Source organism: Novosphingobium taihuense (assembly GCF_007830315.1).
GTDB classification, from domain to species: domain Bacteria; phylum Pseudomonadota; class Alphaproteobacteria; order Sphingomonadales; family Sphingomonadaceae; genus Novosphingobium; species Novosphingobium taihuense.
In genome coordinates this window covers 55,078-71,655 of record NZ_VLKJ01000006.1, presented here as the reverse complement: position 1 = coordinate 71,655, position 16,578 = coordinate 55,078, and the positions used below count along the sequence as shown (strand labels likewise).

The window sequence follows — 16,578 nt, the reverse complement described above, 5'->3', positions numbered from 1 at the left end:
AATGGAAGAGGGCAAGGCGGCCGGACTTCGTCGTGGGCGCTTGCCCGGCGGGCTGACGCTACGGGCGATGACGCCCAATGCGATCACCACCGCAGCGCTGTGCTCGGGCCTGACCGGGATCCGCTTTGCCGTGACAGCAGCCTCCGGCACCGATCCGGTGCAGGTTGCCGAAGACTGGCGCAAGGCCGTGGCGGCAGTGATCATTGCCGGGCTGCTCGATGGCATCGATGGCCGCATCGCCCGCCTGCTCAAGGCGCAATCGCGATTCGGCGCAGAACTCGACAGTCTGGCCGACAACGTCTCCTTCGGCGTGGCGCCTGCTCTGATCCTGTTCCTGTGGTCGCTTCAGGAAGCACCACGCGTCGGCTGGTTTGCGGCTCTGGCGGTGGCAATTGCCTGCGCGTTGCGACTGGCGCGGTTCAATGCGCGTATCGATATCGAGGATCAGCCTCACAAGTCTGCGGGTTTCCTGACCGGGGTTCCTGCGCCAGTCGGGGCAGGGTTGGCCTTCCTGCCGCTTTACCTGTGGATCGCAACCGACGATCCGCTGTTCCGCTCGCCCCTGCTTGTTGGCCCGTGGCTGGTGCTGATCGCGTTCCTGATGATTTCGAACCTGGCAACGCTCGGCTGGTCAGCGATGCGTCCGCGGCGCAGCGTGCGATTGGAGCTGATCGCGCTGGTAGGGCTGGTGATTGCAGCTTTGCTGACCGAGCCTTGGCTTACCCTGTCGGCGATCTGTATCGTCTATCTTCTGCTGATCCCCGTGGGAGTGTTCCGTTACGCGAAGGTCAAGCGACAGCGCGCAGCGAGCGTGCGGGGCGAGCCGCTTCCGCCTGCCTGAACAGACGGCGGGCGGTGCGGCGCAGTTGTGGAGAGACGGGCGCGCGGCCGGCTTCGACTTCGAAGCTGGTGATGGCCACCAAAAATTCGCGATCGCGCTGGAGCGAACGATACTCGGCAAGAAGCGCAGAGATCTGCGCCTTGCGCCCCTGCATCGTCATCAAGATCGCTGCCACGGCGAAGGTGGCGGCTGCAGCGAAGACGAGAGTGCAAACGAGAGCGATCATTGCGCGTGTCCTTGCCTAATATCCCTGGCTTTCATTCCCCTGACCGTTTCCTGACGAAATCGGACAGGCCTGTGGAAAACCTGTGGATTGTTGTATTGTTCCTGACTGTCCGAGGACTGATTCGGATATGGAGACAATGTTCTCTTTTTGTTCCGCTTCGTCAAGGCGGAACGTGTGATTTTCCCGTCTGATCAGGTCTGCGTGGCTCAAACCCATGATTTAGGGCGGCAAATTCTCTGTAAATTCCCGCTAAAACGGATTGATATGCTTTCGCAGGTTCGCGAGTGCCGTGTGATTTCCGTGCTGGATTTTCACAGCGCAGTGCTCTAAGGGCGGCGCCATCGCAGGACTTTGACGGGCATGGTGCCCGGCTGACGAGGGCGACAATCCACACGGGAAGCATATTCACCGGTGCCGACAGCGGGATCTCCGCAGCGGTTCCAGCTTCCCGGAGGTTCAACCGGAAAGGAATTACCTATGGCGGCACCTGTCGTCACGATGCATCAGCTTATCGAAGCCGGGGCTCACTTCGGCCACCAGACCCACCGCTGGAACCCGCGGATGAAGCCGTACATCTTCGGCGCCCGCAACGGCATCCACATCCTCGACCTTTCGCAGACCGTTCCGCTCTTTGCCCGCGCGCTCGAGTTCATCTCGGCGACCGTCCAGGCAGGCGGCAAGGTTCTGTTCGTCGGCACCAAGCGCCAGGCGCAGGAGCAGATCGCTCAGGCTGCTCGCGCTTCGGGGCAGCACTACGTCAACCACCGTTGGCTGGGCGGCATGCTCACCAACTGGAAGACCATCTCGGGCTCAATCAAGCGCTTCAAGGCGCTGGAAGAGCAGCTTGCCGGTGACACGGCTGGTCTGACCAAGAAGGAAGTCCTTCAGCTGACCCGCGAGCGTGACAAGCTCGAGCTGTCGCTCGGCGGCATCCGCGACATGGGCGGCATCCCCGACGTGATGTTCGTGATCGACGCCAACAAGGAAGAGCTGGCGATCAAGGAAGCCAACGTCCTTGGCATCCCGGTCGTCGCGATCCTCGACTCGAACGTCTCGCCTGATGGCATCGCGTTCCCGGTTCCCGCGAACGATGACGCAAGCCGCGCCATCCGCCTGTACTGCGAAGCCGTTGCGGCTGCTGCGACCAAGGGCGGTCGTGACGCTGCAATCGCTTCGGGCGCTGACCTTGGCGCCATGGCCGAGCCCCTGGCTGAAGAAGCTGCGGAAGCCTGATCCGGATTTTCGTGTGACGGCCCTTCTGCAAGGGCGGGCCGTCACCGAATTGTCCCGGATGCGATTTACGGGCCGCGGCAGTGCTGCGGCCTTCCTGTGTTTCAAGATAAAGGATCAACGCAATGGCTTACACCGCCGCTGACGTGAAGAACCTGCGCGAGCGTACTGGCGCCGGCATGATGGATTGCAAGAAGGCTCTCGACGAAGCCGGTGGCGACTTCGAAGCCGCCGTTGACGCGCTGCGCGCCAAGGGCCTCGCTGCCGCTGCCAAGAAGTCGAGCCGCACGGCCGCTGAAGGCCTCGTCGGCGTGACCGTTTCGGGCACCAAGGGCGTTGCCGTCGAAGTGAACTCGGAAACCGATTTCGTTGCCAAGAACGACCAGTTCCAGGATTTCGTCCGCAAGGCGACCGAAGTTGCACTGTCGACCGGTGCTTCGGACGTCGAGACGCTCAAGGCTGCTGCCTATCCTGACGGTGGCACGGTTGCCGACAAGCTGACCAACAACGTCGCCACCATCGGTGAAAACCAGCAGCTCCGCCGCATCAAGCACGTCGAAGTCGCCAATGGCGTCGTCGTGCCCTACATGCACAATGCAGCTGCCGCCAACCTCGGCAAGATCGGCGTGCTCGTCGCGCTCGAATCGGAAGCTGCAGCTGACAAGCTCGAAGCGCTCGGCAAGCAGATAGCGATGCACATCGCAGCCGCTTTCCCGCTGGCGCTGACCGCCGACGACCTCGATGCCGAACTGATCGCGCGCGAACGCAAGATCGCGGCCGAGAAGGCTGCCGAGAGCGGCAAGCCGGCTGAAGTCCAGGCCAAGATGGTCGACGGTGCCGTCGCCAAGTACGCCAAGGAAAACGCGCTGCTTTCGCAGATCTTCGTGATGGACAACAAGTCGACCATCCAGCAGGTCGTCGATGCTGCTGGCAAGGAAGCCGGCACGAAGATCGTGCTCAAGGACTATGTCCGCTTCCAGCTCGGCGAAGGCATCGAGAAGGAAGAGACCGACTTCGCTGCCGAAGTGGCTGCTGCTGCCGGCATCAAGTAAGCTCTCGCGTTTCACGATCCCCGCATGGACGGGCCGGTTATCTGGCCTGTCGGTGCGGGGATTGTTACGCCTGCGCCCTTGGCAGACCCCTTCACAGGGTTATAAGGGCGGCGACTTCCCTTTGGTTACGAGTGCATCCGTCTCATGAGCGTTCCGTCCTACAAGCGCATTCTTCTGAAGCTTTCGGGCGAAGTGCTGATGGGGGAGCAGCAGTTCGGGATCGACACGGATTACGTCGCCCGTCTGGCGCAGGAAGTTAAGGATGCGCGCGACAGCGGGTTGCAGCTTTGCCTGGTGATTGGCGGCGGCAACATCTTCCGTGGCATGGCCGGTGCCGCCAAGGGCATGGACCGTGCCCAGGCAGACTACATGGGCATGCTGGCGACGATCATGAACGCGCTGGCGATGCAGAACGCTCTCGAACAGATCGGCGTCGAGACCCGCGTGCAATCGGCCATCCAGATGGACGAAGTGTGCGAACCGGTCATCCGCCGTCGTGCCGAGCGGCATCTCGAGAAAGGTCGCGTGGTCATCTTCGCGGCCGGTGTCGGCAGCCCCTATTTTACCACGGATTCGGGCGCCGCGCTGCGAGCTGCCGAAATGAAGTGCGATGCGCTGCTCAAAGGTACCAGCGTCGATGGCGTATATGATGCCGATCCCAAGAAGGATGCGTCGGCAAAGCGTTATGATACCGTCGATTACGACACGGTTCTTGCAGACAACCTGAAGGTCATGGATGCAAGCGCGGTTGCGCTCTGCCGTGACAATTCCATACCGATCGTCGTCTTCTCGATCCGCGAGCGGGGTAATCTTGCCCGCGTTCTGGCGGGCGAGGGGACGCAGACCATTGTGAAGAAGGAAGCCTGACATGGCCAAGTATGACAAGGCGGACCTGGAGCGCCGCATGAGGGGTGCCGTGGAATCGCTCAAGAGCGATCTCTCCGGCCTGCGCACCGGCCGTGCCAACACCTCGTTGCTCGATCCTATCACGGTGGAAGTTTATGGCAGCCACATGCCGCTGTCGCAGGTTGCCAGCGTTTCGGCGCCGGAGCCGCGCATGCTTTCGGTCCAGGTGTGGGACAAGTCGAACGTGACGCCGGTCGAAAAGGCGATCCGTTCGGCAGGTCTCGGCCTAAACCCGATCAGCGATGGCCAGACCTTGCGCCTGCCGATCCCGGATCTGACCGAAGAACGCCGCAAGGAACTCGCCAAGCTTGCCAGCAAGTATGCCGAGAACGCCCGCATCGCGATCCGCAACGTGCGCCGTGATGGCATGGACGCGCTCAAGGCTGACGAGAACAAGAAGGAAATCTCGGAAGACGAGCGCAAGCGCGCCGAGACTGACCTGCAGAAGCTGACTGACGATATCGTCAAGCAGGCAGATGAAGCTGCTGCTGCCAAGGAAAAGGAAATCCTCGGCAAGTGACGGCGCTCCCCGCCTCGACGGGTGGTACGGCGTCCTGTGGCGCCCGCCACGTTGCCATCATCATGGATGGGAACGGGCGCTGGGCGAAGAAGCGCATGATGCCGCGCGCTTTCGGGCACAAGCGCGGCGTCGATACTGTGCGCGACGTCGCCCGGGCCGCAAGAGACCTGGGGTTGGAGGCGCTGACGCTCTATGCTTTCTCTTCTGAGAACTGGAAGCGTCCGGCTGATGAAATCGCGGACCTCATGGGTCTGCTGCGAGCCTTCATCAGCAATGATCTGGCCGAGCTCGTCAACAACAACACGCGTCTGCGGATCATCGGTGATTATCAGGTGCTTGCGCCTGATATCGTGGAACTGATCGACGATGCGATGGCGCGCACGGCAAGCAATACCGGCACCACGCTGGCCATCGCTCTGAACTACGGCTCCCAGCAGGAAATCGCCCGGGCAGCAGCGAAAGCAGCGGCCAAGGGCGAGATTACGCCTGAAGCCATCGAGGCTGAACTCGATACCGCCTGCCTGCCGCCGCTCGACCTTCTGATCCGCACCTCGGGCGAGATCCGCCTTTCGAACTTCCTGCTGTGGCAGGCTGCCTATGCCGAGATGTGGTTTACCGACGTGCTCTGGCCGGACTTTACCGCCGCGCACTTGCGCGAGGCGCTTGAGCAGTTCGCATCGCGCGAGAGGCGCTTCGGTGGACGCTGAAGCCAGCCCGATTACGCCTGCTGAGGCTACCAGGAAGTCGGACCTGCCGGTACGCGTCGCTTCGGCGGTGGTCATGCTGGCGATTGCCGGTGTGGCGTTCTGGATGGGCGGGCTGTGGCTCGACCTGTTTGTCGCAGGCGTCGCGTTCGGCGTTTTTGTCGAGTACGTGCGCCTCGCCTCGAAGATCGCCGACAGTCCGGCACGGCTTTCCTCGATGGTCATCGTCGGCGCGATCTATGTCGGCTGGGCAGGGCTTGCGCTTGCCGTCATGCCCGAGCCGTTGATGCTGGCCGTGCTGGGGCTGGTCATCTGCACCGATACAGGAGCTTACTTCACCGGACGCTCCTTGGGTGGGCCCAAGATTGCACCAAAGATCAGTCCATCGAAGACCTGGTCGGGCCTTGCAGGTGGCATGGCGGCTGCGGGCATCTGGGCCGGACTGGTCGTGCTATCGGCAAGCTATCTGATGTCTGCCATTGGGCCCACGGGTCCTAGTGTCGCGGCAGCGCTTGAAGTGGCCAACCTTGGTGCTGCTGCGTTGGCTGGGGCCGTGCTGGCTGTGTTCGCGCAGATTGGGGACTTCTATGAATCCTGGCTCAAGCGCAGGGCAGGGGTGAAGGATTCCTCGCGCCTGATCCCGGGGCACGGTGGCCTGTTTGATCGCGTCGATGGTCTGCTCCCGGTGGCAATCATCGTGGGCACGGCCTGGGCTGCTTCGCAGGCAGGGGGCTGAGGCGATGGTTCGCTCGATTTCGGTTTTGGGTGCTACCGGCTCGATCGGCGCTTCCACGCTCGACCTGATCCGACGCAACCGCGCAGATTGGCGGGTGGTTGCGTTGACGGCCAATGGCGACGCCGCTGGGCTGGCCAAGCTGGCCCGGGAGTTTGGCGCTGAAGTGGCCGTGGTCGCTGACGAAGCGGCATTGCCTGCGCTGCGCGATGGGCTTTCCGGGACAAACATCCACGCGGCCGCGGGGGCATCCGCTTTGGTCGAGGCAGCGGCGCGGGGCGCTGACGTCACGGTTGCAGCGATCGTTGGCTGTGCCGGTCTTGCGCCGACGATGGCCGCGATCGAGCAGGGCGGCGTCATTGCCCTTGCCAACAAGGAAGCGCTGGTTTCCGCAGGCGACGTCATGACCGCTGCCGTTGCGAAGCATGGCGCGACGCTGCTGCCAGTTGACTCCGAGCATAACGCGATCTTCCAGTGCCTTGCCGGCAACGACATCGCGCATGTCCATGCGATCACGCTGACGGCCAGCGGTGGCCCGTTCCGTGACTGGACGCTGGATCAGCTCGAGCGGGCGACGCCTGCAGAGGCGGTCAAGCATCCCAACTGGTCGATGGGCGCCAAGATCAGCGTCGACTCGGCGACGATGATGAACAAGGGGCTTGAGTTCATCGAGGCGTTCCACCTGTTCCCGGTGGGCGTGGAGCGCTTGCGGATCATCGTGCACCCACAATCGGTCGTCCATTCGATGGTCGAGTATCGCGATGGTTCAACACTGGCGCAGCTGGGGCCTTCGGACATGCGCGTGCCTATCGCATCGGCGCTGGCGTGGCCCGCACGCATGCACACGCCTTGCGCGCCGCTCGATCTTGCCGCCATCGGGCAACTGACTTTTCGTGCACCAGACGAAACGCGCTTTCCCGCCACATGCGTTGCACGCAACGCCGTGATCGAAGGCGGTGCTGCTCCGGCGACAATGAACGCTGCCAACGAGATCGCCGTCGCCGCGTTCCTCGATGGTCAGATTGGGTTCACCCGGATCGTGCAATCGGTTGAAGCCGTGCTCGCGCGCGCTTTGTTGCCTGCACCGGGCTGCCTCGACGATGTCATCGCCATCGATGCGGAGGCCAGGGTGAGGGCGCGTGAACTGATGGAAACTGCAATCTGATGCCACCTATCGAAAGCCCCGGAATCCTGACGACGCTGCTGGCCTTCGTGCTGGTGCTGGGGCCGTTGGTGTTTATCCACGAGCTTGGCCACTACCTCGTCGGCCGCTGGTTCGGCGTAAAGGCTGACGTCTTTTCCATCGGCTTCGGCAAGGAACTCGCGGGCTGGACGGACAAGCGCGGCACCCGCTGGAAGCTGTCTGCGCTGCCGTTGGGTGGATACGTTCAGTTCGCAGGCGACATGAACCCGGCAAGCCAGCCTAGCCCGGAATGGCTCTCGCTTCCGGCCGAGGAGCGCAACCGCACATTCCAGGCCAAGCCCCTGTGGCAGCGTTCGCTGATCGTGTTGGCAGGGCCTGTCACCAACCTCGTGTTTGCGGTGCTTATTCTTGGCGGTTTCACGCTCGCCTACGGCAAGGTCGTGGTGCCGCCGGTTGTCGGTGAGATTCAGGCTGGATCGGCCGCTGATCGAGCTGGGATCAAGATCGGTGACCGCATCGTTGCGATCCGTGGCCACGAAATGGATTCGTTCCTCGATGTCCGCCTGGAAGTCGGGCAGAATCCGGGCGAGCCGCTCGACATCGTGGTCCTTCGCGGCGAGCAACGTCTCAATCTCGCCACAAGCGCTTCGGTGAAGATCGAGAGCGATCGCTTCGGAAACACACAGAAGATCGGGTTCCTCGGCATCGGGCCGAAAAGCTTCGAGATTGTCAGGGTAGGGCCGATTGACGCTGCGGTCGATGGCGTCCGTCAGACCGGCAGTATCATTTCGATGATGGTCAATGGTATCGGCCAGATCATTTCCGGCAAGCGTGAAGTCAAGGAGCTTGGCGGGCCGATCAAGATCGCCAAGTATTCCGGCGAACAGCTGGTTTCAGGATGGCAGCCGTTCGTGACGTTTGTGGCGCTGATTTCGATTAACTTGGGGTTCATTAACCTCCTGCCAATTCCGGTCCTCGACGGGGGCCACCTCGCTTTCTACGCGGCCGAGGCGATCCGCAGGAAGCCGGTGGGCCAGCGCGGGCAGGAGTGGGCTTTCCGCACCGGCCTTGCGTTAGTCATGGCGCTGATGCTGTTCGTCACGATCAATGACGTGGCGTCACTCAAGGTGTTCGGAGGGTGAGGCGAGTTTGATTGCGTCCGGTGCGGGGGCGCGTGGTATTCGGCGGTCAGGGGTGACGAGCGGATTTCCACAGAATGTCTTTCCACAGAAATGCGGGGCAATGTTTGCTTGATTGGCCTTGTGGCATCGGGCAGAGGGCTACATTGCTTGCCGCGGCCGGACCCTCCTCGCAGGCGTCCAGCTGCCACTTTATTACGGGATGGCGCTTGGTGATGATTGGACGTAACGCGGGCCGGGCAGGAAATCGGAGCGCCAAGGCCTCCCCGCTGTGCGCTGGCCTGCTGGCTACCAGTGCATTGGTCACGGTTCCGCAGGCCGTTTTGGCCCAGACTGTGGCTCCTGTAACCGCTCCTGCCGCCCCGGCGCTTCCGGCGGCCGTGCCGGCACCTGCAGGAGATGTTATCCGCACGGTGACCGTGCAGGGATCGCAGCGGCTGGAGCCTGACACCATCCTGTCCTACATCCGCCTCCGCCCCGGCCATACCTATACCCAGGCCACCGGTGACCAGGCGCTGAAGGATCTCTACGCAACCGAACTCTTTGCCGACGTCTCGATCCGCAACAACAGCGGTGACGTGATCGTGCAGGTCAAGGAGAACCCGGTCATCAACCGCATCATCCTTGAGGGCAACAAGCGCCTCAAGGAAGACAAGATCCTGCCCGAGATCAAGCTTGCCGCGCGCCAGATCTTCACGCGCTCGAAGGTCCGTGCCGACGTTGCCCGCATCATTGAGCTGTACAAGCGTCAGGGCCGCTTCGCCGCATCGGTCGAGCCGAAGATGGTCATGCTTGACCAGAACCGCGTCGACATCGTGTTCGAGATCAGCGAGGGGCCGAAATCCAAGGTCCGCCAGATCAACATCATCGGCAACGAGAAGTTCGGTGATGGCAAGCTGCGTGGCGAAATGGTCACCAAGCAGGCGCGCTTCTTCCGCCTGTTCTCCAGCGGCACGAGCTATGACCCGGACCGCCTCGCGTTCGACCAGCAGAAGCTGCGCCAGTTCTACCTGACTGAAGGCTATGCCGATTTCCGCGTGGTCTCGGCTGTCGCCGAGCTGACGCCCGACAAGCGCGACTTCATCATCACCTACGTCGTTGAGGAAGGTGACCGCTACAAGTTTGGCGACGTGAAGGTCGATAGCCAGCTGCGCGACTTTGACAGCGACGCGATGTCCAAGCGCCTGCCGATCAAGACGGGCGATTGGTACAATGCCAAGATGGTCGAGGATCAGGTCGATGCGCTGACCGAGACGGCAGGTGCCTTCGGCTATGCCTTTGCCGACGTTCGCCCGGACTTCTCGCGCAACAAGGATGACCTGACGATGTCGGTCACCTTCCGGATTGCTGAAGCGCCACGCGTCTATGTCGAGCGTGTGGACGTCAACGGCAACACGCTCACGCAGGACAAGGTTGTCCGCCGCGAGTTCCGTATTGCCGAAGGCGATGCGTTCAACACCTTCCAGGTCAAGCGCTCGACCAACCGCATCAAGTCGCTCGGCTACTTCCAGGAGAAGTTCGAGGTCGAGCAGAAGCCGGGCAGTGCGCCGGACCGCATCGTCCTCGAAGCCAACGTGGAAGAGCGCCCAACCGGCGAGCTTCAACTTTCGGCTGGTTTCTCGAGCCTTGAAAGCTTCATTTTCCAGGGGTCGATCCGCCAGAACAACTTCCGTGGACGCGGGCAGACCATCGGCCTGTCGGTCGACTATTCGCGCTTTACCCGTTCGGTGCAGGTCAGCTTCACCGAGCCTTACCTATTCGACAAGAACATCTCGCTCGGCGTGGATGTCTACCGGCGCGACCTGAACAGCTTCAACCAGTTCAATTCGAACCGCAACACGACCTACAAGCAGGCGACGACCGGCTTCTCCGCGCGCGTCGGCGTGCCGCTGTCCGAATATATGTCGCTGATCGGGCGGTATACGTTCAACCTGGATGACGTGACGCTCGACAGGAACACGTTCTATATAGACGGGCAGTGCAGCATCCTGCTTGCAGGTCGTTACCTGTGTGATGCCATCGGCAAGCGCACCAGTTCGATTCTCGGCGCGTCGGTAGTTTATGATACGCTCGACAACCGCCTGCGCCCTAGCAGGGGTACGCAAGTCGTCGTCGGCGCTGACTTTGCTGGTCTCGGTGGGTCGGTAAAGTATGCGCGAATCACCGCAAACGCAGCGAAATTCTTCCCCGTCGGCGGCGGTTTCATCTTCTCGGTCCGTGGTGAAGGCGGCGCGATCAGGGCCTTGTCGAGCCGTTCCAATGATCCGACGGTCGATGATGTCCGACTGACGGACCGCTTCTTCTTGGGTGAACCGCAGATTCGCGGCTTCGACATTCGTGGCGTCGGGCCGCGTGTGCTCCGCAAGTATATCGTCAACGGCGTCGAAACGACCGATCGCAATCAGTGGGTCGACGATGCCTTGGGTGGCAAGTATTACTATCTGACGCGTGCAGAACTTGAGATTCCGCTGGGCTCGGGCGCACGTGAGCTTGGTTTGCGGCCATCAATCTATGTTGATGCTGGTGCAGCTTGGGGCATCACCAACCCACTGCCTGCAAATCTCGTCAACCCGCAAAAAATCTACACCGATGTGGTTACGGGCCGACCGACCTCCAGTCCCACTGCCGCAAACGGTGCTTCTAACGGCAATCCGACGCAGACCTTCAACGAGGTTTACGTGGGTGACTCGCCTTCACCGCGCGTTTCGGTCGGTATCGGCGTAAACTGGAACTCGCCGTTCGGTCCATTCCGTCTCGATTTCGCCAAGGTGCTAAAAAAGGTCGACGGCGACGACCCCAAGACCTTCACATTCAACGTGGGAACCCAGTTCTGATGAAAATCCGTTTCGCTTCCGCGCTTCTCGCAGGCATTGCGCTTGCTGCTACCGCTCCAGCATTTGCTGCCAAGGATGACAAGGCTCCTGCCGCTGCGGCAGGTGCAGTCGTTGCTGCAGGCGTCGCCATAGCAAACCCGCCTGCGGTTGTGGCCGCTTCGAACGCCTACCAGGTTTCGCAGCAGCAGCGCCCGGTGACCTACAAGCCGCAAATCGATCAGGCGAACGCGCGCAAGGCCCAGATCGAAGCTCAGCTCAAGCCGCTGATCGACAAGCTGCAGGCTGACTCGAAGGCCGCAAACCCCAACCGCGCCGCGCTTCAGGCCCAGTACGAGCAGATCCAGCAGATCGAGCAGGCAGGCCAGGCCGAGATCCAGAAGATCCTCGAGCCGCTGAACCTCTCGCAGCAGTATGTGCTCGAGCAGATCGGCGATAAGCTGGACGCGGCGACCCAGACTGCGATGGACAAGAAGAAGATCACGCTGGTGCTCGATTCGCAGTCGGTCATCAAGGCTGGTCAAGTCTACAACCTCAATCAGGACATCCTGAACGAGCTCAACGTCCTGATCCCGTCGGCGCAGCTCGTGCCGCCTGCCGGCTGGATGCCGCGCGCGCAGCGTGAACAGCAGGCTCAGGCTGCACAGCAGCAGGGTGCGCCTGCAGCTGCACAGCCCGCCAAGAAGGCACCGGAAGGCCGCTGAGGCCTTCTACGTCGGGGCCGGGTAGAATGTCCGAGGAACAGAGCGCGCCGCAGGGTGTGATCACCGACTATGACGTGCGCAAGGTGATGGCGGCGTTGCCGCATCGCTATCCCTTGCTGCTTGTCGATCGCGTCGCTTCGATCACGCTCAATGAGCGGATCCATGCGGTGAAGGCCGTGTCGATGAACGAGCAGTTCTTCCAGGGACACTTTCCCGGCCGTCCGATCATGCCCGGCGTGTTGCAGATCGAGGCTCTGGCGCAGGCAGCGGGCGTGCTCGCGGTCGAATCGCTGGGCCTCGCCGGGTCGGGCAAGCTCGTCTATTTCATGGCGATCGAGGAAGCCAAGTTTCGCAATCCCGTGGAGCCGGGCGTCCTGCTCGACCTGCATGTCGAATTCACGCAGAAGCGATCGCGCGTTTGCAAGTTTGCTGGCAAGGCGATGATCGGTGACAAGGTTACCTGCGAGGTCAGCTTCACCGCGATGATCGCCGATAGCTGATCCCGCTGACGCTGGACAACCTTGCGGCTTTCCGCTAGGCGCGCGCCCTTAAAGATTCTTGTGGCCGGTCGGAACCGGCTGCGCACCGGAGTATCCGACATGAAGACTGGCATTCACCCCGACTACCACATGATCAAGGTGCAGATGACCGACGGCACCGTTTTCGAGACCCGCTCCACCTGGGGTAAGGAAGGCGACACGCTCGCGCTCGAAATCGACCCGACTTCGCACCCGGCATGGACCGGCGGTACGCGCCAGCTCGATCAGGGCGGCCGCGTTGCCCAGTTCAACAAGCGCTTCGGTGGTCTTTCGCTCAAGCGCTAAGCGCTGCGGCAAGGCTATCAAAGGGAAGGGCGGCTTCGGTCGCCCTTTTCTTTTGCTCAATTTTTGTCTGGAATTGCTATTCTCGATAGCTAAACACTTTGACATGACCCTGACGAATGCTCTCGAAAGCCGTCTTGGCTACCAGTTGCGCCGTGCTTCGGCGGTGATGATGGCCGATCTCTCGCGCGAACTGGCAGACCTTGACCTGCGTCCGGCCGAAGTCACCACCTTGCTGGTCATTGCCGAAAATCCAGACTGCTCGCAGACCGAAGTCGGTCAGGCTCTGGCGATCAAGCGGGCGAACATGGTGCCGATCATCTCGCGTCTGATGGAGCGTGGGCTTGTCGATCGACGTCGCCTCGATGGGCGCAGCCATGCGCTTACCCTGACGCCAGAGGGTGAGAAGGTCGCAGGCGAGGCGATGAACCGCATCGATGCGCACGAGGCACGCTTCACCGACCTTCTTGGAGCGCCGGATGTCGAGACGCTCTTCCGATGCCTGCCGACGATTCGCGCCGTTCGTGAAGCGGAAGCCGAACTCTGACTTGCGCAATCACTGCCAGGGCAGTTCGCGATACCACTTCGTCACGACGTATTTCAGGCCCTTGCGCACTTTCATCGCGTGGTGAAGCGTCGCCGGGTTGACACTGCCGTCGGGGCGTCGGTTGTTCCAGCAGACCAATTTGCCGCGTTCGGGCTGGATCAGCTTGTCGATGACCTTGAACCGCGTTGCGCCACCTGCTTCAACTTCGTTGAGGTAGATCATGAATGTCCACGTGCGCTGGCCCGAAACGCTGCAGAAGCGCTGGTAATCGGCGCCGTGTGGATCGAAATAATCGGTGTGCGCCTTGAACTCCTGCCCTTCGTCATAGCGCTGCCCCTGGATCGGCTCGCCAAAGATCGGGTCGATGCCAGACAAAGCCGATAGCTTGGCGTCGAGCGCCAGCACATCAGGCTCCATCATCGGCAGGTCGCAGGTCTCGCTGGTACGGAAGTAGTGGTCACCATTCGCGTCGGCGATGGTGGACGGGCGTCGATCACGCTCAATCCGTTCGACAAGTCCTGCACATTCTTCGGGCGAAAGGAAATCGCGCAGGATGAACATTTCGATGCGCGGCGAAGGCACTTTGAGAATGCCGGTGACGCCGGGCAGGCGCTGGGCCGGAGATTCGGGGGCAGCGGTACTCATGGCGTCGTCCTAACGCGAGCCCGGTGCCGCCTGCAACTTGAACGCGCTGGCATCTTGGTCGTAAAACCGTCACGTTCGTGCATCATGCGAGATTTCGTGCCATCACCTGTCCATCATAGCGCCATCCGCAATGGCTTCTCGTTGGTCGAGATGATGGTTGTGTTGATGATCATGGGATTGCTGGCTTCGGTCGCTGTCCTGTCTTTTTCGGGCGACGACAAGCATCTGCGCAACGAGGCGGAGCGCTTCGCGGCACGCACCGTGGCTGCACGCGACGAAGCAATCGTTGGGGCGCGCCCGGTTGCACTGGTGGTGAGCGAACGGGGGTATTACTTCGAGCGGCGCGTCGACGGGCAATGGCAGCCACTGCCCGGCCGAGGCTTCGACCTCACCGGTTGGGATCAGGGAACCAGCGCGGATGCGGCGAGGCAGCGGATCGTGTTCGATTCGCTGGGCCTGGCGGGCACTGATGCCGCCATCCGGCTGAAGCGCGATGAGCAGTCGCTGGTGGTTCACTTGCGCCGGGATGGCAAGGTCACGCTCGATGCAGGCTGAGCGTAGCCCCAACGGTTTCACCCTGCTCGAACTGCTGGTGGCACTGGCGGTTTTCGCCATAGCGGCGCTGGCCCTGCTGCAGATGGAAGGGGCAAGCATTTCGCGCACGGCAGACCTCGACCAGCGGCTGCTGCGCGAGATTGTCGCTCAGAACATGGCTGCGGAAATCCTGACCGACCCCGCGCCACCGCCGGTGGGATCGGCCAGTGGCACCATCGAAAACGCTGGTCGTCGGTTCCAGTGGACCCGCATCGTGGCGATGCGCGCCGATGCCGGCGTCCTCGGAATCATCCTGTCGGTCCGCGAAACGACGCCGGGCGCGCCGAGCCAGGCCTTTACGCTCGACTTCACCCGATTGCCCGGCTCATGACCCGGCCTCCTCCCCGCAACGGCTTCACGCTGGTCGAGATGCTGATCGCGCTTGCACTGTTTGCGGTCATTGCGGTCGGCGCGCTGGGACTGTTGCGGTTCTCGGTCGATGCGGAGCTTGCCAGTCGCAACAAGACCGAGAGCATTGCCGCGCAGCGCCGGTTCCTCTCGGTGTGGACGGCAGACCTTGCCCAAGCGGTGCCGCGCCCGTCGCGTGACCAGTCCGGAGCGGCCCATCCGGCCTTCGAGGCCAATCGCGATGGCGTCGTGATCCGCTTCACCCGGAGCGGTTGGGATAATGTCGACGGAGCGCCACGCCCTTCCTTGCAGAAGGTGGAGTATCGGGTGACTGCCACGGCTCTGGTCCGAGCCGGCTATCCATTCCCTGATGGCGCTGCGCCTGAGGCCGGCGCTGAAGTGCTGCCATTGATCGCCCCGCCAACGGTGCGCTTCCGCACGCAGGATGGCAACTGGCGCGATCGCTGGGAGCCGCAGCTATCCACCGAACTTCCCGTGGCGATAGAACTGCTGGTACCGCAAAGGGGCGTACCTCCGTTGCGCATCGTCTCGCTCGTCGGGGTCAACTACCAATGACGCCGGGCGATCCGAGGGAACGGGGGGCAGCGCTGCTGTCGGTCCTGCTGCTGGTGGCAGTCATGGCCGTGATCGCTGCGCTGATGCTCGATCGCCTGAACCTTGCGGCAAGGCTTGCCGCAAACGGGCAGGCGATGACGCAGGCGAGGCTATATGCCACCAGCGCCGAGACGCTGGCGATGGCGCGAATAAAGGCGCTGGTCGAAACCTCGCAGGAGCGCACGGTGGATCGCACCGGCCTGCTCGGCCGGGACTTTCCGCTGCCCATGGCGCGCGGCAGCGTGACCATCCGGGTGGACGATGCCGGAAACTGTTTCAACCTCAACTCGCTGGTCGAATCCGACGAGCAAGGCACGCTCCGCCTGCGTCTCGTCGGCCTGAACCAGATGCGCAGCCTGATGAAGGGTCTTGCGATCCCGGAGGCGGAGGCTGCGATCATCAGCGATTCGGTCGCCGACTGGATCGATACCGACAACACGCCTGCGCCCAACGGTGCCGAAGACGACAGCTATCAGGGACGGCCTGCGCCTTATCGCACTGCAGGCCGCCTGATCGGCGACGTCAGCGAGATTCGCGCCGTCCGGGGCATGACGCCGCAGTTCTATGAACGGCTGCGGCCCTGGCTTTGCGCATTGCCGGGCGCGGACCTCTCACCAATAAACGTCAACACGCTGCGGCCCGATCAGGCGCTTCTGCTGACGATGATCGCACCCACCGCGATTCCGGCGGACCGGGCGAGAGGCCTGCTGGCTGCTCGTCCCGCACTCGGCTGGGCCAGCGCGGACGATGCCTTGCGCGGCATTGGCGGGGAAGGGGCAGCGGGCCTGCCGCTCAACCAACTGCAGGTGCGCAGCCGATGGTTTGCGCTCACCCAGTCGGTCACCGTCGATTCGATCACGCTGGACGAGCAGGCGCTGATCGATGTCGGCAACGATCCACCACGTGTGGCCTTCCGCACCTGGGGTGACCGCTATAGCCGGTGATTTGCGGACAAGTCGTGTCGAGGCAAAATTTCCG

20 protein-coding genes are annotated in these 16,578 nt (G+C 62.3%); 18 read left to right on the top strand and 2 right to left on the bottom strand.

The window, feature by feature from the left end:
* Position 1 precedes the first annotated feature (1 nt).
* Positions 2–841 (top strand): CDP-alcohol phosphatidyltransferase family protein, encoded by an 840-nt coding sequence (locus IQ25_RS12965; protein ID WP_144906485.1) that lies wholly within the window; start codon positions 2–4, stop codon positions 839–841.
* Here the strand turns inward: IQ25_RS12965 and IQ25_RS12960 are convergent.
* Entirely contained in the window at positions 789–1,067 is a 279-nt protein-coding gene (locus IQ25_RS12960; RefSeq protein WP_144906483.1) for a hypothetical protein, read from the bottom strand. The two genes, IQ25_RS12965 and IQ25_RS12960, sit on opposite strands and share 53 nt — an antisense overlap.
* Before the next feature lie 477 nt (positions 1,068–1,544).
* On the opposite strand from IQ25_RS12960, the gene rpsB reads away from it, so the two are divergent.
* The 13 genes from rpsB (at position 1,545) to IQ25_RS12895 (ending at position 13,398) form a co-directional block, all read left to right on the top strand.
* Positions 1,545–2,300: a 30S ribosomal protein S2 gene (gene rpsB / locus IQ25_RS12955; RefSeq protein WP_144906480.1), complete on the top strand. Its 756-nt coding sequence runs from the start codon at positions 1,545–1,547 to the stop codon at positions 2,298–2,300.
* 122 nt (positions 2,301–2,422) lie between these two features.
* Entirely contained in the window at positions 2,423–3,349 is a 927-nt protein-coding gene (gene tsf, locus IQ25_RS12950) for a translation elongation factor Ts (RefSeq protein WP_144906479.1), read from the top strand.
* Positions 3,350–3,493: 144 nt separating this feature from the next.
* Positions 3,494–4,216: a UMP kinase gene (gene pyrH, locus IQ25_RS12945; RefSeq protein WP_144906477.1), complete on the top strand. Its 723-nt coding sequence runs from the start codon at positions 3,494–3,496 to the stop codon at positions 4,214–4,216.
* Position 4,217: 1 nt separating this feature from the next.
* Positions 4,218–4,775: a ribosome recycling factor gene (gene frr / locus IQ25_RS12940; RefSeq protein ID WP_144906475.1), complete on the top strand. Its 558-nt coding sequence runs from the start codon at positions 4,218–4,220 to the stop codon at positions 4,773–4,775.
* Between the two features lie 62 nt (positions 4,776–4,837).
* Positions 4,838–5,482, top strand: a complete 645-nt coding sequence (uppS, locus tag IQ25_RS12935) for a polyprenyl diphosphate synthase (RefSeq protein WP_221236768.1) — start codon at positions 4,838–4,840, stop codon at positions 5,480–5,482.
* Positions 5,472–6,215, top strand: coding sequence for a phosphatidate cytidylyltransferase (locus IQ25_RS12930; RefSeq protein WP_258537029.1), 744 nt, complete (start codon positions 5,472–5,474; stop codon positions 6,213–6,215). Before uppS ends, IQ25_RS12930 begins: the two co-directional genes overlap by 11 nt.
* A 4-nt stretch (positions 6,216–6,219) precedes the next feature.
* Positions 6,220–7,377, top strand: coding sequence for a 1-deoxy-D-xylulose-5-phosphate reductoisomerase (gene dxr, locus IQ25_RS12925; RefSeq protein WP_144906469.1), 1,158 nt, complete (start codon positions 6,220–6,222; stop codon positions 7,375–7,377).
* Complete coding sequence (gene rseP, locus IQ25_RS12920; protein ID WP_181447246.1) at positions 7,377–8,498, top strand: RIP metalloprotease RseP; 1,122 nt, start codon at positions 7,377–7,379, stop codon at positions 8,496–8,498. Before dxr ends, rseP begins: the two co-directional genes overlap by 1 nt.
* 212 nt (positions 8,499–8,710) lie before the next feature.
* A complete protein-coding gene (bamA, locus tag IQ25_RS12915) occupies positions 8,711–11,329 on the top strand; it encodes an outer membrane protein assembly factor BamA (protein ID WP_144906860.1) in 2,619 nt (872 codons plus the stop codon).
* Positions 11,329–12,030 carry an OmpH family outer membrane protein gene (locus tag IQ25_RS12910; protein ID WP_144906467.1) on the top strand — a complete coding sequence of 234 codons (702 nt, stop codon included), beginning with the start codon at positions 11,329–11,331 and terminating at the stop codon, positions 12,028–12,030. Before bamA ends, IQ25_RS12910 begins: the two co-directional genes overlap by 1 nt.
* A 26-nt stretch (positions 12,031–12,056) precedes the next feature.
* Complete coding sequence (gene fabZ / locus IQ25_RS12905; protein ID WP_144906465.1) at positions 12,057–12,530, top strand: 3-hydroxyacyl-ACP dehydratase FabZ; 474 nt, start codon at positions 12,057–12,059, stop codon at positions 12,528–12,530.
* A 99-nt stretch (positions 12,531–12,629) separates the two neighbouring features.
* Positions 12,630–12,854, top strand: coding sequence for a 50S ribosomal protein L31 (gene rpmE / locus IQ25_RS12900; RefSeq protein ID WP_039337458.1), 225 nt, complete (start codon positions 12,630–12,632; stop codon positions 12,852–12,854).
* A 103-nt stretch (positions 12,855–12,957) separates the two neighbouring features.
* Positions 12,958–13,398 carry a MarR family winged helix-turn-helix transcriptional regulator gene (locus IQ25_RS12895; protein ID WP_144906463.1) on the top strand — a complete coding sequence of 147 codons (441 nt, stop codon included), beginning with the start codon at positions 12,958–12,960 and terminating at the stop codon, positions 13,396–13,398.
* A 9-nt stretch (positions 13,399–13,407) separates the two neighbouring features.
* Here IQ25_RS12895 and IQ25_RS12890 read toward each other — a convergent pair whose 3' ends face one another.
* Entirely contained in the window at positions 13,408–14,043 is a 636-nt protein-coding gene (locus IQ25_RS12890) for a prolyl hydroxylase family protein (RefSeq protein WP_144906461.1), read from the bottom strand.
* Positions 14,044–14,139: 96 nt separating this feature from the next.
* Between IQ25_RS12890 and IQ25_RS12885 the strand changes: the two genes are divergently transcribed.
* From IQ25_RS12885 to gspK, 4 genes are read left to right on the top strand one after another with little or no spacing between them, the layout of a single operon-like run.
* A complete protein-coding gene (locus IQ25_RS12885; protein WP_158637744.1) occupies positions 14,140–14,598 on the top strand; it encodes a GspH/FimT family pseudopilin in 459 nt (152 codons plus the stop codon).
* The gene (gene gspI, locus IQ25_RS12880) at positions 14,588–14,968 is read left to right on the top strand and encodes a type II secretion system minor pseudopilin GspI (RefSeq protein WP_258537028.1); all 381 of its coding nucleotides are present in this window, start codon (positions 14,588–14,590) and stop codon (positions 14,966–14,968) included. The genes IQ25_RS12885 and gspI overlap by 11 nt, the downstream gene beginning before the upstream one ends.
* Positions 14,965–15,561 (top strand): type II secretion system minor pseudopilin GspJ, encoded by a 597-nt coding sequence (gene gspJ / locus IQ25_RS12875; protein ID WP_144906457.1) that lies wholly within the window; start codon positions 14,965–14,967, stop codon positions 15,559–15,561. Before gspI ends, gspJ begins: the two co-directional genes overlap by 4 nt.
* A complete protein-coding gene (gene gspK / locus IQ25_RS12870; RefSeq protein ID WP_144906455.1) occupies positions 15,558–16,544 on the top strand; it encodes a type II secretion system minor pseudopilin GspK in 987 nt (328 codons plus the stop codon). Before gspJ ends, gspK begins: the two co-directional genes overlap by 4 nt.
* Positions 16,545–16,578: the final 34 nt, after the last annotated feature.

Bases quoted from the DNA above. Each gene is read 5' to 3' on its own strand.
- IQ25_RS12965 (WP_144906485.1), top strand. From the start codon at position 2: ATGGAAGAGGGCAAGGCGGCCGGACTTCGTCGTGGGCGCTTGCCCGGC.
- IQ25_RS12960 (WP_144906483.1), bottom strand. From the start codon at position 1,067: ATGATCGCTCTCGTTTGCACTCTCGTCTTCGCTGCAGCCGCCACCTTC.
- rpsB (WP_144906480.1), top strand. From the start codon at position 1,545: ATGGCGGCACCTGTCGTCACGATGCATCAGCTTATCGAAGCCGGGGCT.
- tsf (WP_144906479.1), top strand. From the start codon at position 2,423: ATGGCTTACACCGCCGCTGACGTGAAGAACCTGCGCGAGCGTACTGGC.
- pyrH (WP_144906477.1), top strand. From the start codon at position 3,494: ATGAGCGTTCCGTCCTACAAGCGCATTCTTCTGAAGCTTTCGGGCGAA.
- frr (WP_144906475.1), top strand. From the start codon at position 4,218: ATGGCCAAGTATGACAAGGCGGACCTGGAGCGCCGCATGAGGGGTGCC.
- uppS (WP_221236768.1), top strand. From the start codon at position 4,838: ATGGATGGGAACGGGCGCTGGGCGAAGAAGCGCATGATGCCGCGCGCT.
- dxr (WP_144906469.1), top strand. From the start codon at position 6,220: ATGGTTCGCTCGATTTCGGTTTTGGGTGCTACCGGCTCGATCGGCGCT.
- rseP (WP_181447246.1), top strand. From the start codon at position 7,377: ATGCCACCTATCGAAAGCCCCGGAATCCTGACGACGCTGCTGGCCTTC.
- bamA (WP_144906860.1), top strand. From the start codon at position 8,711: ATGATTGGACGTAACGCGGGCCGGGCAGGAAATCGGAGCGCCAAGGCC.
- IQ25_RS12910 (WP_144906467.1), top strand. From the start codon at position 11,329: ATGAAAATCCGTTTCGCTTCCGCGCTTCTCGCAGGCATTGCGCTTGCT.
- fabZ (WP_144906465.1), top strand. From the start codon at position 12,057: ATGTCCGAGGAACAGAGCGCGCCGCAGGGTGTGATCACCGACTATGAC.
- rpmE (WP_039337458.1), top strand. From the start codon at position 12,630: ATGAAGACTGGCATTCACCCCGACTACCACATGATCAAGGTGCAGATG.
- IQ25_RS12895 (WP_144906463.1), top strand. From the start codon at position 12,958: ATGACCCTGACGAATGCTCTCGAAAGCCGTCTTGGCTACCAGTTGCGC.
- IQ25_RS12890 (WP_144906461.1), bottom strand. From the start codon at position 14,043: ATGAGTACCGCTGCCCCCGAATCTCCGGCCCAGCGCCTGCCCGGCGTC.
- gspI (WP_258537028.1), top strand. From the start codon at position 14,588: ATGCAGGCTGAGCGTAGCCCCAACGGTTTCACCCTGCTCGAACTGCTG.
- gspJ (WP_144906457.1), top strand. From the start codon at position 14,965: ATGACCCGGCCTCCTCCCCGCAACGGCTTCACGCTGGTCGAGATGCTG.
- gspK (WP_144906455.1), top strand. From the start codon at position 15,558: ATGACGCCGGGCGATCCGAGGGAACGGGGGGCAGCGCTGCTGTCGGTC.